We start from the raw sequence: 14,448 nt of genomic DNA, 5'->3' as shown, positions 1-14,448 counted from the left end.
ATGGCCGACTGCCACTCGAGGCACCAGACGAGGAGAATCGGCGTGACGACCGGATATGAGGACCGCTGGCCCACCCGGTCGCGCCTGCCGTCAGCGGTCGTCTCGGGATGGCTGGACAGATGGTGGCCGTACAGATCGCAGCGCACCGACGAGAGCGGTGATCGCCCGTCGGCCGAGTGCGCCGTGCTGCGGTGGGCGGCCGGTGGGGGCATGGCGCTGACCGGATTTCCCTCGACGGCCCCGTCCATCTCGCCTGCCACGGCATACGCGGTCCTCGACGCCGCGCTGACCGAACTCGCCCGTCTCACCGGCATCGTCGGCCACGCCGTCCACCTCCACCCCGAGGCCGTCGTCGGTGCGCGAGCCGCACTTCGCGGGTTGCGGCGGAACGGTCAGATCTCCGCAGGCGGCATGGCCAGACTGATCCGCGCGGCGGACCGATGGATCGCGATCTCACTGTGCCGGCCCGACGATGTGGCATCGGTACCGGCCATCATCGGCGATCGGGGAACCGACGATCCATGGCGTGACCTCGAGATGTTCGCCGGCCGTACCCCCGCCGCCGCCGTCGTCGACCAGGCACAGCTGCTGGGTGTCGCCGCCGCGGTGCTCGGACCATCCGTCGCCGATGCCGATCGGACGCCACTCCCGTTCCGGGTGACCGACATCGCCTCTCCCACAACCGGCCTCGCGCTGCACGGCGCCACGGTTGTCGATCTGTCATCCCTCTGGGCAGGACCGCTGTGTGGTGCCGTCCTGAGCCGGGCGGGCGCCCGGGTCATCAAGGTCGAGAGCACCGGTCGCCCCGACGGCGCCCGGATCGGTGACCCGGACTTCTTCGACTGGTTGCATCGCGGCCAGGAATCCCGCGCGGTCGATTTCACCTCCGCCGACGGACGAGACCAACTGGCGCACTTGATCGATGATGCCGACATCGTCATCGAGGCATCCCGGCCGCGGGCCCTCGACCGGCTCGGCCTGTCACCTGATCGACTGTCGCACCGACCGGGGAAGATCTGGGTGAGCATCACCGGCGGCGGCCGGTCCCGGCCCATGCAGGTGAACTTCGGTGACGACGCCGCGGTGGGCGGGGGCCTCGTCGGCTGGTCCGGCGATCAACCGGTGTTCTGTGCGGATGCGATCGCCGATCCGCTCTCGGGGATCATGGCGGCACTCGCGACCACCGCGGCAGTCGAAGCAGGTGGCGGCGTCCTGATCGATCTGTCGATGACGGACACCGCCGCTTCGTTCATCGCTGCCGAACTCGATTGTCCCGGAGCACATGCCGTCCACACCGGCTCTGCGGGCTGGGTGGTCGAATGTTCGCGTGACCGGCGGACCCGGCCCGTCGTCGCGCCGTCGGCGACGGGCCTCACGTGCTGATCCGCAACGCCACCGCCACCGGTGGCGAGGTCGTCGACATCCGCTGCGACGATGGACGCATCAGCGAGATCGGAAACCACCTCCCTCGGGGTTCGCGTGAACCGGACATCGATGCCACCGGATGCCGGGTGATGCCGGGACTGCACGACCACCACATCCATCTACGTGCGCTCGCCGCCACTGCAGACTCGATCCGGGTGGGGCCGCCGGAAACGCGATCCGCCGGCGATCTCCGAGCCGCCCTACGTTCTGCGGACACGACTGTGCCGCACGGCGAATGGCTGCGAGCAGTCGGCTACCACGAGTCGGTGGCCGGTCCCCTCACCCGCGACGTCCTCGACGCCATCGTGCCGGGCCGCCCCGTCCGGATTCAGCACCGCACCGGCGCCATGTGGATGCTCAACAGCGCGGCCTGCCGGCTCGTGGGCGCCGAGGACTGCACAATGCCCGGCGTGGAACGCGACGCCGCAGGTCATCCCACCGGCCGCCTGTGGCGGATGGATTCCTGGCTCGGCACCAGGATCGGTGACGTCGCGCCGTCGCCGCCGGACCTCGCGGCGATGAGCCGTCGTGCGGCCACGCGCGGTGTCACCGGGTTCACCGAGGCCACCCCCGGCCTCACGCAGGCATCGGTCGACGACCTCGCCTCGGCAGTGTATTCGGGCGACGTCGTGCAGCGCATCCACTGCATGAGCGGCCCCGACATCCGGCCGCCCGCCTCGCCTGACTCCGTTGCGGCACAACGATTCACCCTCGGCCCCACAAAGATCCTCCTCGATGACGACAACCTGCCGACCCTGCCCGCATTGACCGCCACCATCGCGACAGCGCACCGATCGGGGAAATCCGTTGCCGTGCACTGCGTCACCCGCCTCCAACTCATCGCCACGATGACGGCGCTGGACGACGCAGGCGTACTGGCCGGTGACCGGATCGAACACGGCGCCATCATCCCCGAGGATTGTTTCGGCTGGCTGCGCGATCACTCGACACCCGTCATCACCCAGCCGAATTTCCCACTGGAGCGGGCCGAGCAGTATCGGGCCGAGGTACCAGCCGCCGACCAGCCCGATCTCTGGCGGCTCGGCAGCCTGCTGGTCGCGGGTGTTCACGTCGCGGCCGGCACAGATGCACCTTTCGGCGGCTACGACCCGTGGACGGCGATCCAAGCCGCCATGACCGACCACTCCGGCCGCGCACCACTCGAGACTGTTTCGCCCACCGTCGCGCTCGGATTATTCTGCGGCACACCGGAACACCCCACAACCGCCCGTACCATCACACCCGGCGCGGTCGCAGACCTCATGATCGTCCGCGGCGCACCCGAGGACGTCCGGCACGGACCGTCCGCCGTCGAAGTGGCCGCCACCGTCGTCGGCGGGACGGTCGTGTACCGCCGATGACCGGGCGCCATCCCGCTTCGCACGCACGCGACGCACCCGGTGGTCGGATACCGACGCGGCCGAAGCCGACACGGTGTGGCTACGATGCGACCATGAGATTGGTATCGCTCCCGAAGGCTGGCCGATGAAACTGTTGATCGAGACCCACAATCGCGTACGTACCCTCACGTTCAACCGGCCCGATGCCCTGAATGCGTTCGACGAGGCGCTCTATGACGCCACCGCGCAGGCGCTGATCGACGCCGCCGACGACCCCGACGTCGCCGTCGTACTCCTGACCGGAAACGGCCGGGCCTTCACCGCCGGAACGGATCTCAAGGAGATGGCGCAGCGGGTCGGTGATCCGGACTTCGTGCCCGGACGATACGGATTCCCCGGTCTGATCGACGCCCTCGTGGCCTTTCCCAAACCGTTGATCTGCGCGGTCAACGGACTCGGGTTGGGTTTGGGAACCACCATCCTCGGCTTCGCCGACCTGGCATTCGTGTCGACCGCTGCGCGGTTCAAGTGCCCGTTCACCAGCCTCGGTGTCGCACCCGAGGCGGCGTCGTCGTATCTCCTGCCGCGTCTGCTCGGCCGACAGGAAGCGGCATGGCTGCTGATGTCCTCGGAGTGGATCTCCGCCGAGCAGGCGGTCGACATCGGTCTGGCGTGGCGCCTGTGCGAGCCGGCCGAGCTGCTCGACGTCGCGACGACACATGCCGAACAGCTTGCGCGGCAGCCGATCTCCAGCCTGATCGCGGTGAAGCGGACGATGAACGAACCCATCCGCGCGCAGATCGATGCGGCCCGCGACCGCGAGAACGCGGCGTTCGCCGAGTTGATGGGCGGCCCCGCCAATACCGAAGCCCTCACCGCCTTCGCCGAGGGGCGCGCCCCGGACTTCACCACCCTGCCCTGACGACCAGACGGTGAACTGTCATGCCGGGTGTGAGGCCCCGCCGGCCGCAGCGGTTTTCGCGATGTCCTCGAAACGCGCTCCCATCTCACGAGCAAGCGCCTCGGCCGCCCGGAGCGGACGCACCATCACCATGAAGTCGACGATCTTCCCGTCGTCGTCGAAACGCAGGAAGTCACACCCCGTGATCGCCAGCCCGTCGACCTTCGCCTCGAACATCAAGGCATGGTCGACCGAGTCGGCGGCACCGATCTCACGCACGTAGCGGAAATCCTCGAACACCTCGACGACGGCGCGCAGGATCGCCGATGTGATGGCCTTGCCCTCGTAGGGTGTGAACGCGACGGGACTGCGGAACACCACGTCGTCGGCGAGCATCGCCTCCACAGCGTCCAGGTCGCGGGCGTCGATCGCCTCACGGAAACTCGGCATCTCAGATCCTCTCGATCGGTCGGTCGGGCTGTCGCGAGCGCGGCCGTGACGTCAATACTGGGCGACCCGGCCCTCGCGCGGCGCCCGGTACATGGCCCACAGGAGACGTGGAACCGATTGCAACGGTAGCGGCCGTGGCCAATCGCGCGGACGGATGAGTGCGTCGGTGCCGCCGTCGACGACGATCACGCTCCCCACCAGGAAGTCCGCAGCCGGCGACAGCATCGTCATGACCCAGTCGGAGATCTGCTCGGCGGTTCCGAACCGACGGCTCGGCAGCGGAAACGCCCGAACCTGCGATCCGGTACTGCTCTCGAGCTGAGATCGCAGCAGGGGCGTCAGCACCGGACCGGGGGCGAGCACGTTCAGGCGGATACCCGAGCCGGCCCAGTCGTCGGTCACCGCCCGCGCCCGGCACCAATGCGTCACCGCGATCTTCGACGCCGCATATGCGACCGGGCCCGACACACCTCTCCGGCGGCGGATCTGTTTCACCGCCGCGTCGAGTTCGCCTGCGACCAATCGGCGGACGGCGCGGCGCGGGACCATCGGCGTGGTCGTCGTCGAGTTCGAACCGAAGACCACCACCCGGGCGTCACCGGCTGCGGCGAACGCCGCCTGCCAGGCGTCGAGGAGTTCGGTGACTCCGAGGACATTGACCTCGGCGATCATCCGCTCGCGATCCGCGCCGGGGCCGATCCCGGCCGCCATGACCGCGCCGTCGAGCCGCCCGCCCGCCAAGGCCGCGACCTCTGCGATCGCTGCTCGACGGCCCTCCGGATTCGACAGATCGGCGACCACTTCGCCATCCCGCACGTCGACGCCGATCACCGTCTCCCCCGCCGCCCGTAGGCGCTCGGCACACGCCTTGCCGATGCCTGATGCAGCACCGGTCACCACAAATGTCCCCATGAGCTCCCTCGTACTCAGTGCGCGTGCTGGCGCGCGCCCTGCTGCTCGTCCTGCCGCGCGGTGGTTCGTTCGTAGGCGTCGTTGAAGGCACGAAGTTCGTGGAGGAGAGATTCCGGCGAGCCGGGAGCGAGGTCGGCGAAGACCCTGATCAGGCGGTCGGCGCGTCGCATCCCGTCGTGTTCGAAGGCCTCGAGGCCGTCGGCGGTCGGTCGGATCAGCCGGCTGATCTGCCCTTCGACCTCGAAGCGCTCGAGATAACCGTGTTTGATGGCGGCGTTGACCTGCCGGTTGACCGTCGACTGCTCGAGATCGAGTTCTTCACTGAGTTCCCGCAGAGTGCGCGGCCGGTCATCGGAGAGCACCCAGAGGATCGCGAACGCAGATGCCTCCAGCCGTGTGCCCGGAACGACATTGGTCTTGCGGCGCCCCATCCGCAGGAGCTCCTCGGCCAGGTCACGATGGACGGGCGACGGCCAGAACGATGCGTCACCAGCACCTGACATGTCTCCGACCTTCCCTCCGTGATATCGGACAATCTACGCATGAAATCGCGTGTGCACCATACATATGTAGGATACATATGCGCCGCGGAGATCGCCAACGTCCCGCGACATCCAGCCGGCGTTCACGGCACGTCTGCGGCCGCGAGTTCCTCGAGCCCACGCAGCGCCGAGAGAGCTGCGGCGAGTGCCGAGCGCTGATCGGTCGGGAGGCTCTCGATGTGCTCACCGATCCGATCGGTCACCTGCCGTCGACGGTCCACGATGTATTCCTGACCCGCTGCGGTGAGCTCGATCAGACTGGCACGCCGGTCGGCCGGATCATCTCGGCGCCGGACGAGACCCGACTTCTCGAGCGAGGCGATCAACGAGGTCATCGACGGTTGCGCGACGCCCTGGGAGGCGGCGAGGGCGGTGATACGTTGCGGGCCGCGCTGGCGGAGTGCGGTGAGCGTGGCCGCGGACGTCATGCTCATGTCGCGCGGCCGCTGACGCACGAAGTCCGCCATCAGTGCGTACAGTACGTCAGCGGTCTCGGCGACAGTCCCGTCCGAATCGTCTGGGGATGCGAACGCAGCGGACACGTGACCACTCTATTCGTCCCGCGACGACGCTGCACAGGTTTCCTTTACGGCGCTGCCGAGACGTCGAGGGGCGGCCGCCACAGCGACCACCCCTCCTCGACGTCCGGTCAGATCACCTGTGCGCCAGATGGTCCGGTCGCGGTTGCGGGGCGCCGAACGGCTCCCGCAGGGCATTTGATTTCGCGTTGAAGACCACGAAGAGGTTGCTCCTCGGGTAGGGCGTGATGTTGCCCGACGACGCGTGCATGCAATTGGAGTCGAAGTAGAGCGCCGAACCGGCCGGCCCGGTGATCGTGTCGATGCCGAACTCGTCGGCGAGTTCGGTGACGTCACTCTCCTCCGGCGTCCCGAACGGCGGACGGTAGGACACCAGCGACTCCTCGTGGTAGCCGTCAGGGGTCTCGCCGACACAACTGACGAATCGCTTGTGCGATCCGGGCACGATCATCAACGCCCCGTTGTAGGAGTGGTTGGGCGTCAACGCAATCGAGACACTGAGCGCCCGTGGGGCAGGCATCCCGTCCTCGGCGTGCCACGTCTCGAAGTCGGAGTGCCAATAGAACGGCCCACCCGCGAAGCCCGGCTTGAGATTCACCCGACTCTGATGGACGTAGACGTCGTCGCCGAGTATTTGTCTTGCGACACCGACGATCTCGTCACGTGCACAGATCTCGGCGACCACATCACTGAGCTGGTGCACCGCGAACAGGGACCGGACGTCTCCGCTCGTGGACTCGCGGATCACCCGATCGTCCTCCCCGAGACGATCGGTGACCGCGTGCACGTCATCGAGACAGCGCGCGATGTCGTCGTCACTGATCACCGACGAAGCGGTGTGATATCCGCGCTCGTCGTATCGTCGGAGCTCTGGACCCGACAGGGGGCCGGGGGCGTTCATGTCCGCCCAGACCACCGGATGAGGTCGGGGCTCGATCTGACTGTGCTCCGACAGGCGTGTGCGATACACATCGACAGAGCGAGTTGCTGTTTGAGTTACCACGATCTAGTTTGATCCTTTCCCTCAATAGGCATCTATGGCCGGATGTTGACTTGTCATACGCCCGATGGGCGCCCACCTGAGACTTACTCGGATCGGACAGCCTAAGCAAACCTGCTGCGTATCGCAGCGCAGACGAATGCGCGGCACCGGCGCCGGTCTCGAGGACCTCGTCGGTGCCGCGCAGGCACTGGTCGGAGTGTGACGTGCGAAGTGCTACTCGAGCTCGCCCGTCTGCAGCTGGTTCGCGAAGTCCGGGTGGGTCGCGAGCCACTCGTCTACCGCGGCATCCGGGTTGGTGCCCTGATACTTCTGCGTGATGAGGTTCTCCAGATCGGAGAGTTCCTCGTCGGGAACCACGAGGTTCTTCAGCAGCTGGGCCGCTTTCGGATTCGACTCGCCGAAGCCCTTGGTGGCGAAGTTCCAGATTCCCTCTTTGCCGCCCATCGCGCCCTTCGGATCCTCCAGGTCACGGATGTCGAAGGCCGCGTACGCCCAGTGCGGTTTCCACAACGTCACCGCCACATTGGATTTCTCGGCCTCCGCCTTCTTGATCGACGCGAGCATCGCCGACGTCGACGACGTCCGGAAGGTCATGTTCTGCAGACCGTAGGCGGGGATCATCGTGTTCTGGACCACCCCGGTCTCGCCGGCACCCGGCTCGATACCGACGAGCGTGTTGTTGTAGTCAGCGCCCATGTTCTTGAGGTCGGCGATGGACTTGGCAGGCGACGAGCTGTTGACCGCGATGGTCAGGCGCGCGCTGTCGTACCAGCATCCGAGCGGCTCCAATTGGTCACCGTATTGCTTGATGTAGGTCTCATGTGTCACCGGCAGCCACACGTCGGTGATCACGTCGACGTCACCCTTGGTGGCCGCGGTGAAACCGGCCGCGGCGTCGAGAGTCTTGACGTCAGCGGTGTAGCCGTTCTTGTTGAGGATGTTCTTCATCAGGTATGCCGTTGCCGTCGACTCATCCCATCCGCTGAACGCGGCGATGGTGATGGTCTTGTCACCGCCCCCGACATCGAGATTCGTGGCGTCGGAGGCCCCCTCGGTGAGCGAGCAGTTCGCGTACTTGCTCACGGCGTCGGAGGTACCGGCGTTGCCGACGGCTTCGGACTCGGCGTTGGTGTTCTTCGCTCCACAGCCGGCGAGCACCAGGGCACCGACGGTCACGACTGCCGCGAGGACACCCAACCTTCTCTTCATCTCGTTCCTACCTCTTTCACGCCGCGAAATGTCTGGGGCCGCATCACTGTGCGTTCGCCAACCGGCCGCGATTTCCGATCGCCGAACTCAGTCGGTCCATGTAGACGGCGATGATCACCACCGACAGGCCGGCTTCGACTCCCAACGCCAGGTTCAGGGTCTGCAGAGATTCGTTGACCTGGCCACCGAGTCCACCTGCGCCCGCGAATCCGGCGATCACCACCATCGACAGCGCCAGCATGATGACCTGGTTGACGCCCGCCATGATCGTGGGCATCGCGAGCGGGATCTGGATCTGCCGCAGGATCCGGCCAGGGCTCGATCCGAACGCCTGGCCCGCCTCGACCACTTCCGCATCCACCTGGCGGATCCCCAACTCGGTGAAGCGGATGCCCGGTGGCATCGCGAAGATGATCGTCGCGACGACGCCGGGCGTCGGCCCGATGCCGAAGATGATGATCACCGGAACCAGGTAGACCAGACCCGGGAGCGTCTGCATCAGGTCGAGTATCGGACGCACGACTGCGGAGACGTATCGGTTACGCGCGGCGAGGATGCCGGTCGGTATGGCGATCACCAGAGCGATGATCACGGCGACGAGGACCAGTGCGATCGTGCTCATCGCGTTCAGCCACTGGTCGAATGATCGGATGAGATAGAAGCCGATCAGGGTGAACACGGCCAGCGGCCACCCCTTTCGAAGCCCCGCGGCGAGCAGTGCGAGCGCCGCGAGGACCAGGATGATCACGTAGTAGATCGGGCTCGACAGCACGTCGTAGAGCGCGTCGTAGAACCCGGTGATCACGGTCTTGATCGCGTCGAACAGCCAGGACGCGTGCTCGGTGATCCAGTCGAAGGCGTCCTCGACCGCGTCACCGAGGTTGAAGCGTGGATTGGCGAGACTCACGATGCCTCACCTCCCTCACGGTCGTCGACGGCGGAGTCGCCGGAGACCGCCCCCTCTGCGCCAACTCCCTCTGCGCCAACTCCCTCTGCGCCAACTCCCTCTGCGCCATCGGTCGCAGATGCGGTCTCCCTCGGCGCCATCGAGGCGAGCAACCCGACCCGGGGCACAACACCACGCAGGCGTCCGTCGTCATCGGTGACCACCAGCGGCACCGGCGATTCGGCCGCCGGCGCGAACAGTTCTGCCACGGGTGTGGACTCGGTGACGGAGACGAGCGATTCCTTTCGCAACAAGGGTGCCAATTCCTTCTGGTCGGATTTCACCGCCGCGACGGCGTCGTCGTCGGTGACATAGCCGAGGAGTCGTCGCTCACGGTCGACCACGAGAACACCCGAGGTCTGGTGCTGCCGCATCTCGTTCACGGCTCGGCGGGGTCCCGCCGACAGGGCGATCACCGCAGTCGCGGGTTCCATCACCGAGCTCGCCGTGAGGACGCGCGATCGGTCGACCTCCGCGGTGAATTTCGCGACATAGTCGGTGGCGGGATCGGTGAGGATCTCCTCCGCGGTGCCGATCTGGACGATCCGCCCGGACCTCATGACGGCGATCCGGTCACCCACGTACATCGCCTCGTTGAGGTCGTGGGTGATGAAGATGATCGTCTTGCCGAGGCTCGACTGGAGTTCGATGAGCTGATCCTGCATCTCGCCGCGGATCAACGGATCGAGCGCGGAGAACGCCTCGTCCATCAGGAGGATGTCCGTTTCCGCTGCCAGGGCTCGTGCCAGGCCGACGCGTTGCTGCATGCCACCCGACAGTTGCCCCGGAAGTCGATCTCCCCAGCCTTCGAGGCCGACGACCCCCAGCCAGTGATCGGCACGTTCGAGTCGTTCGGACTTGCCGACGCCCTGTTCCTTGAGCGCATACGCCGCGTTGTCCCGGACCGTTCGGTGCGGCAGCAGGGCGAAATGCTGAAAGACCATCGAGATCTTGTCGCGACGGACCCCTCGGAGCGCCTTGTCCGAGATCGTCGTGATGTCGGTGTCGCCGATGTGGATGTTGCCTGCCGACGGCTTCCAGAGCCCGTTGAGGGTCCGGATCAGGGTCGATTTCCCGGACCCGGAGAGACCCATGACGACGAAGATCTCTCCGGCCGCCACCTCGAAACTCGCGTCGATGACCGCAGCGGTGCCCATCTCTTTGAGGTCGTCGGGATCCGCACCCGCACGTAACCGTTTGACCACCTCGTTCTCACGCCTGCCGAAGATCTTGTAGACGTGTTCTGCGCGTAGTGCGATGTCGTGCGACGGCGTGTCCGGCTGGACAGCTTCGCTCGGGGATGGAGTCGCCAAACCCTTACCTTTCCGGTCCTGGCCGCGTCTCTCGTGACCCTTGCGGGCCGGCGACAGCGGTCACCTTCCGGATGACGCGGGTGCGCATCCGTGGCCGTTATTCGTCGGTTTGTTCGGTTGTCACCATAGTCAGGTCACGGGTGCGCCACAGCATTAGCCCTGTATCGGAGCGGCATGTGCCGTCGCCGACCTTCGCGAATCGGTCACACGGAATTCGCGGGATGCACTGGCCGCTGCGCACCACCGAGGATCACCTCGACGGCCCGCGCGGCGCTCTGGCATGCACCTTCCATCGTGGTGGTCCAGTCCGTACGCGTCCAATCCCCGGCCAGGGCCAGCCCTTTCACTGCCGTCCGCTGATCAGGCCGGATACCGGCGGTTCCAGGCCGTTGCGCGAACGTGGATTTCGGCATCCGCACCACATGACTGTGGATCACCGTGGCATCGGCGGCGGCTGGGAAGTACTTGCGAAGCATCTCCATCTGGATCTCGGTGATCTCTGCGTTCGACTTCCCGGTCAACTCGTATGCCGCAGAGACCGTCGTCGAATAGAGGTGGTGCCGCGACGAGTCGCGGTCGTGCATCCGCTGGCGATCCCACACCTGTTCGAGCACTCCCTCACCGCCGTAAAGGATCTCACCCCAATCGATCATCCCGATCGCGCGGTCGAGATAGAGGTTCACACTCACGATCGGGACCGGCGTGAGGTTGTCCACCGCTGCGTAGATCTGTTCGTGCCCGGGCACCTGATCGAGCAGGCCTTTCACGCCCCACACCGGCACTGCGCAGATCACCGCATCGGCGGAGATGTGCTCGCCGTCGCTGAGCGTGACCCCGGCGACCGCACCGTCGGCGACATCGACCGATGCGACGACCGCTCGATGCCTCACCTCCACACCGGCGTTGGCGAAGACCTTTTCGGCACCGTCGATGAACAGGGTGTCCAGATCGACTGTCGGATAACCGATCGAGATCGGCGTCCTGCTCTCGCGTGCCCGCCGGATGCCGGTCACCAGGAGATCGGCCGGCACCTTTGCCGAGGAGATGTCGGGCTTGTCTCCGGTCAACCCGATGACAATGCCGTCCCACAACGCTTCTCGTGCCGACTGCGGCATCCCGATCCGGCGGAACCACTCGTCGGCGGTGATGTCGTCGAGCCAGTCCGGTTGCCGTAGTGCCTGTTTGATCAGCGTGACCTGGGCCCTGGCGGTACGCCATCGATCCAAGCCGGTGACCCCCGGCAGGTCACCGACAGCCGCGCGGAGGCCGGCTACGCCGCCGAAGGCAGACCGACGGGTGGCACCGCCGGGCATCCGGATGGTCATGTGCCCCGGAAAGGCGACGCTCTCACGTGTGCCGACGCTGTCGAGATACCGCATCAGATGCTCGTACCCGCTCGCGAACACGTGCTGCCCGTTGTCAGGGACATCGTCGACCGCGGCCACCGGCATCGCGATCGTCCGCCCGCCGAGCGATCCGCGTCGCTCCAGCAACGTCACGCGCTGCCCTGCTTCGGCAAGCCACACCGCCGACGCCAGTCCGGCCAGTCCCCCACCCACGACCACGCAATGCATGCGGCAAGGGTAGCGGTCAGCGCTGACCGGTGTGCTCCGAACCACTCTCAAACCACCCGGGAATAGATGTCCGGTGCACCCCGTTGAACAGCGCGACGGTCTCGGGATCTCTGCCCCGGGCCCCACCCCTTTTCGCCGCTTCGAGCGGCCGCTTGCCGAGAGGCGCATTGCCCGGGACCGTTGACCAACGACGAGAAGCCGCCACCCGTGATCCGGGTGGCGGCTTCTCGTTCTTCTATCGTCTGGTCATCGGGAGCCGGCGTCCTCGCGCTTGGGCAGGACCCAGCCGACCCGCGGGAAGTGGCAGGTGTACCCCGTCGGATACCTGAGCAGGTAGTCCTGGTGCTCCGGCTCGGCCTCCCAGAACGGCCCCTCGGGCTCGATGGTCGTCACCGCCTTGCCCGGCCACAGCCCTGAGGCGTCGACGTCACCGATCGTGTCCCGCGCGATCCGCTCCTGCTCGGGCGACAGCGGAAAGATCGCGGACCGATAGCTCGTGCCCACATCGTTTCCCTGACGGTTGCTGGTGGTCGGATCGTGGATCTGGAAGAAGAACGCCAGAATGTCGCGGTACGACGTCTGTGTTGGGTCGAAAACGATCTCCACCGCCTCCGCATGACCGGGATGGTTGCGATAGGTGGCGTGCTCATTGCTCCCGCCTGTGTACCCGACCCTGGTGTCCAGCACGCCCGGCTGACGGCGGATGAGATCTTCCATCCCCCAGAAACAACCGCCGGCGAGAACAGCCGTCTCGGTGCCGGGGCGACGGGTGATCTGTCCCGTGTCGTTGGTCATGATGCGTTCTCCTCGGTGGTGGTCGGATCATCGTCGAACTGGTCGCGGTACGCGCCGTAGCCCTGCGCTTCGAGCTCCTCGGCCGGGACGAAACGCAGCGCGGCCGAGTTCATGCAGTACCGCTGTCCGCCTGCGTCCCGGGGCCCATCGTCGAAGACATGGCCCAGGTGGCTGTCGGCGCCGGATGAGCGCACCTCGGTGCGGCGCATCCACAGCTTCCGGTCCGTCGTCGTGGTGACCGCGTCGGACTCGATCGGCTTGGTGAAACTGGGCCAACCGGTGCCGCTGTCGTACTTGTCGGTCGACGAGAACAAGGGCTGTCCGGACACCACGTCGACGTAGATGCCCGCCTCATGGTTGTCCCAGTACTCGTTGCGGAAGGCCGGCTCGGTGCCTTCCTGCTGCGTGACGCGGTACTGCGTATCGGTGAGGGCGCTCACGGCCTCGGGGGTCTTGCGGTATTCGTTGGTCACGTTTCCTCCTCCTGGCGCCGCTGGCTGCGGCGACACACTGATCAACAACCGCGTTGCGCATTTTGGTCCCGCGCGTCCTGAATCTCTTCGACGACCCTCAGAGTCGCCATCGTGCGCGCGTGGTCGGAGGAAGGATCGCCCGATCCGGCCACCAGATCCGCGAACCGGCGGACCTCGTGGACCATGTTGTTCGCCGGCCCCTCGAATGAATGCTCGGTGACCGTCCCGTCCAGCAACGACACCCGTGCCGACGTCGGCTGGGCGACGTGATCGAAGGTGAGCGTCCCGCGCTCGCCCTGGATCTCGTTGACCCGATCCGATGCAGTGATCTTCGAATAGGCGAGGTCGACGAGGAACCCGTCGTGAACGGTCAATGCGGCGCCGGACCCATCAGCTCCTCCGGGGATCGGTACCGACGCCGCGAACACCTGGTCGGGTTCACCGAAGAGCTGCACCATCGCCGCCACCGTGTACACACCGAGATCCATCAGCGCGCCGCCTGCCAACGCCGGGTCGAAGATGTTCACCCGTTCACCTGCGAGAACCTTGTCATAGCGCGCCGAGCGCTGACAGTATGCGAACGAGGCGCGACGGACGGCACCCAGATCGGCGCGCGCCAGCTCCCCGACAGCGGTCAAACCGGGGTCGTAGCAATTGCGCATCGCCTCGAGGACGATCACGCCTGCTTCTGCTGCCGCCTCGGTCACGCGCTCGAACTCGGCGGCGGTCGGCACAGCGGGCTTCTCCACCAGAGCATGTTTGCCGGCCCGGATGGCCTGCAACACCTGTTCGCCGTGAATCCCGTTGGGAGAGGCGATGTACATCGCGTCGACGTCCGGGGAGCTCAGCACCTGATCGAGATCCGCACCGTATCCCGGCACCCCGGCATCGGCCGCGAACTCTGCCGCCCGCTTCCCGTCGCGCGAGAACACAGTGGTCACGCTCACCTCCGGCACCGATGCCGCAGCGTCGATGAACGAACGCGTGATCTTGCTGGTACCGACAGTGGCGATGCGGATCATGGGT

15 protein-coding genes are annotated in these 14,448 nt (G+C 66.3%); 3 read left to right on the top strand and 12 right to left on the bottom strand.

Features of this window, described 5'->3' with window-relative positions; all coding sequences use genetic code 11:
- Positions 1-42: 42 nt before the first annotated feature.
- From GTV32_RS24155 to GTV32_RS19005, 3 genes are all read left to right on the top strand, one after another.
- Entirely contained in the window at positions 43-1,383 is a 1,341-nt protein-coding gene (locus tag GTV32_RS24155) for a CoA transferase (RefSeq protein ID WP_161061629.1), read from the top strand.
- Positions 1,377-2,786 carry an amidohydrolase family protein gene (locus GTV32_RS19010; protein ID WP_161061628.1) on the top strand — a complete coding sequence of 470 codons (1,410 nt, stop codon included), beginning with the start codon at positions 1,377-1,379 and terminating at the stop codon, positions 2,784-2,786. The genes GTV32_RS24155 and GTV32_RS19010 overlap by 7 nt, the downstream gene beginning before the upstream one ends.
- Before the next feature lie 124 nt (positions 2,787-2,910).
- Entirely contained in the window at positions 2,911-3,687 is a 777-nt protein-coding gene (locus GTV32_RS19005; RefSeq protein ID WP_161061627.1) for an enoyl-CoA hydratase-related protein, read from the top strand.
- An 18-nt stretch (positions 3,688-3,705) separates the two neighbouring features.
- On the opposite strand, the gene GTV32_RS19000 is transcribed toward GTV32_RS19005, so the two are convergent.
- The 12 genes from GTV32_RS19000 to GTV32_RS18945 form a co-directional block, all read right to left on the bottom strand.
- On the bottom strand, positions 3,706-4,116 hold the full coding sequence (locus GTV32_RS19000) for a nuclear transport factor 2 family protein (RefSeq protein WP_161061626.1): 411 nt from the start codon (positions 4,114-4,116) through the stop codon (positions 3,706-3,708).
- 51 nt (positions 4,117-4,167) lie between these two features.
- Positions 4,168-5,028: an SDR family oxidoreductase gene (locus GTV32_RS18995; protein WP_161061625.1), complete on the bottom strand. Its 861-nt coding sequence runs from the start codon at positions 5,026-5,028 to the stop codon at positions 4,168-4,170.
- 14 nt (positions 5,029-5,042) lie between these two features.
- A complete protein-coding gene (locus tag GTV32_RS18990) occupies positions 5,043-5,531 on the bottom strand; it encodes a MarR family transcriptional regulator (protein WP_161061624.1) in 489 nt (162 codons plus the stop codon).
- 122 nt (positions 5,532-5,653) lie between these two features.
- The gene (locus tag GTV32_RS18985) at positions 5,654-6,112 is read right to left on the bottom strand and encodes a MarR family transcriptional regulator (RefSeq protein WP_343287391.1); all 459 of its coding nucleotides are present in this window, start codon (positions 6,110-6,112) and stop codon (positions 5,654-5,656) included.
- A gap of 112 nt (positions 6,113-6,224) precedes the next feature.
- Positions 6,225-7,112: an ectoine hydroxylase gene (gene thpD, locus GTV32_RS18980; protein WP_161061623.1), complete on the bottom strand. Its 888-nt coding sequence runs from the start codon at positions 7,110-7,112 to the stop codon at positions 6,225-6,227.
- A gap of 213 nt (positions 7,113-7,325) precedes the next feature.
- Positions 7,326-8,321: a glycine betaine ABC transporter substrate-binding protein gene (locus tag GTV32_RS18975; protein ID WP_161061622.1), complete on the bottom strand. Its 996-nt coding sequence runs from the start codon at positions 8,319-8,321 to the stop codon at positions 7,326-7,328.
- 43 nt (positions 8,322-8,364) lie between these two features.
- Positions 8,365-9,228 carry an ABC transporter permease subunit gene (locus GTV32_RS18970; RefSeq protein WP_161061621.1) on the bottom strand — a complete coding sequence of 288 codons (864 nt, stop codon included), beginning with the start codon at positions 9,226-9,228 and terminating at the stop codon, positions 8,365-8,367.
- Entirely contained in the window at positions 9,225-10,526 is a 1,302-nt protein-coding gene (locus tag GTV32_RS18965; protein ID WP_161062638.1) for a glycine betaine/L-proline ABC transporter ATP-binding protein, read from the bottom strand. Before GTV32_RS18965 ends, GTV32_RS18970 begins: the two co-directional genes overlap by 4 nt.
- A 257-nt stretch (positions 10,527-10,783) precedes the next feature.
- Entirely contained in the window at positions 10,784-12,154 is a 1,371-nt protein-coding gene (locus tag GTV32_RS18960; RefSeq protein WP_161061620.1) for an FAD-dependent oxidoreductase, read from the bottom strand.
- 246 nt (positions 12,155-12,400) lie between these two features.
- Complete coding sequence (gene msrA, locus GTV32_RS18955) at positions 12,401-12,949, bottom strand: peptide-methionine (S)-S-oxide reductase MsrA (RefSeq protein ID WP_161061619.1); 549 nt, start codon at positions 12,947-12,949, stop codon at positions 12,401-12,403.
- The gene (gene msrB, locus GTV32_RS18950) at positions 12,946-13,422 is read right to left on the bottom strand and encodes a peptide-methionine (R)-S-oxide reductase MsrB (RefSeq protein ID WP_161061618.1); all 477 of its coding nucleotides are present in this window, start codon (positions 13,420-13,422) and stop codon (positions 12,946-12,948) included. Before msrB ends, msrA begins: the two co-directional genes overlap by 4 nt.
- 41 nt (positions 13,423-13,463) lie before the next feature.
- Positions 13,464-14,444 carry a Gfo/Idh/MocA family oxidoreductase gene (locus GTV32_RS18945; RefSeq protein WP_161061617.1) on the bottom strand — a complete coding sequence of 327 codons (981 nt, stop codon included), beginning with the start codon at positions 14,442-14,444 and terminating at the stop codon, positions 13,464-13,466.
- Between the last annotated feature and the right edge of the window lie 4 nt (positions 14,445-14,448).

The organism is Gordonia sp. SID5947 (assembly GCF_009862785.1).
Taxonomy (GTDB): Bacteria; Actinomycetota; Actinomycetes; order Mycobacteriales; family Mycobacteriaceae; genus Gordonia.
Note: the sequence above shows the minus strand (reverse complement) of the source record. Positions and strands in the feature narration are given on the sequence as shown.

What these genes read in the sequence shown, in the direction of transcription:
- GTV32_RS19005 (WP_161061627.1), top strand. Translation starts at nt 2,911, where the DNA reads ATGAAACTGTTGATCGAGACCCACAATCGCGTACGTACCCTCACGTTC.
- GTV32_RS19000 (WP_161061626.1), bottom strand. Translation starts at nt 4,116, where the DNA reads ATGCCGAGTTTCCGTGAGGCGATCGACGCCCGCGACCTGGACGCTGTG.
- GTV32_RS18945 (WP_161061617.1), bottom strand. Translation starts at nt 14,444, where the DNA reads ATGATCCGCATCGCCACTGTCGGTACCAGCAAGATCACGCGTTCGTTC.
- GTV32_RS18975 (WP_161061622.1), bottom strand. Translation starts at nt 8,321, where the DNA reads ATGAAGAGAAGGTTGGGTGTCCTCGCGGCAGTCGTGACCGTCGGTGCC.
- GTV32_RS18995 (WP_161061625.1), bottom strand. Translation starts at nt 5,028, where the DNA reads ATGGGGACATTTGTGGTGACCGGTGCTGCATCAGGCATCGGCAAGGCG.
- GTV32_RS18960 (WP_161061620.1), bottom strand. Translation starts at nt 12,154, where the DNA reads ATGCATTGCGTGGTCGTGGGTGGGGGACTGGCCGGACTGGCGTCGGCG.
- GTV32_RS18990 (WP_161061624.1), bottom strand. Translation starts at nt 5,531, where the DNA reads ATGTCAGGTGCTGGTGACGCATCGTTCTGGCCGTCGCCCGTCCATCGT.
- msrA (WP_161061619.1), bottom strand. Translation starts at nt 12,949, where the DNA reads ATGACCAACGACACGGGACAGATCACCCGTCGCCCCGGCACCGAGACG.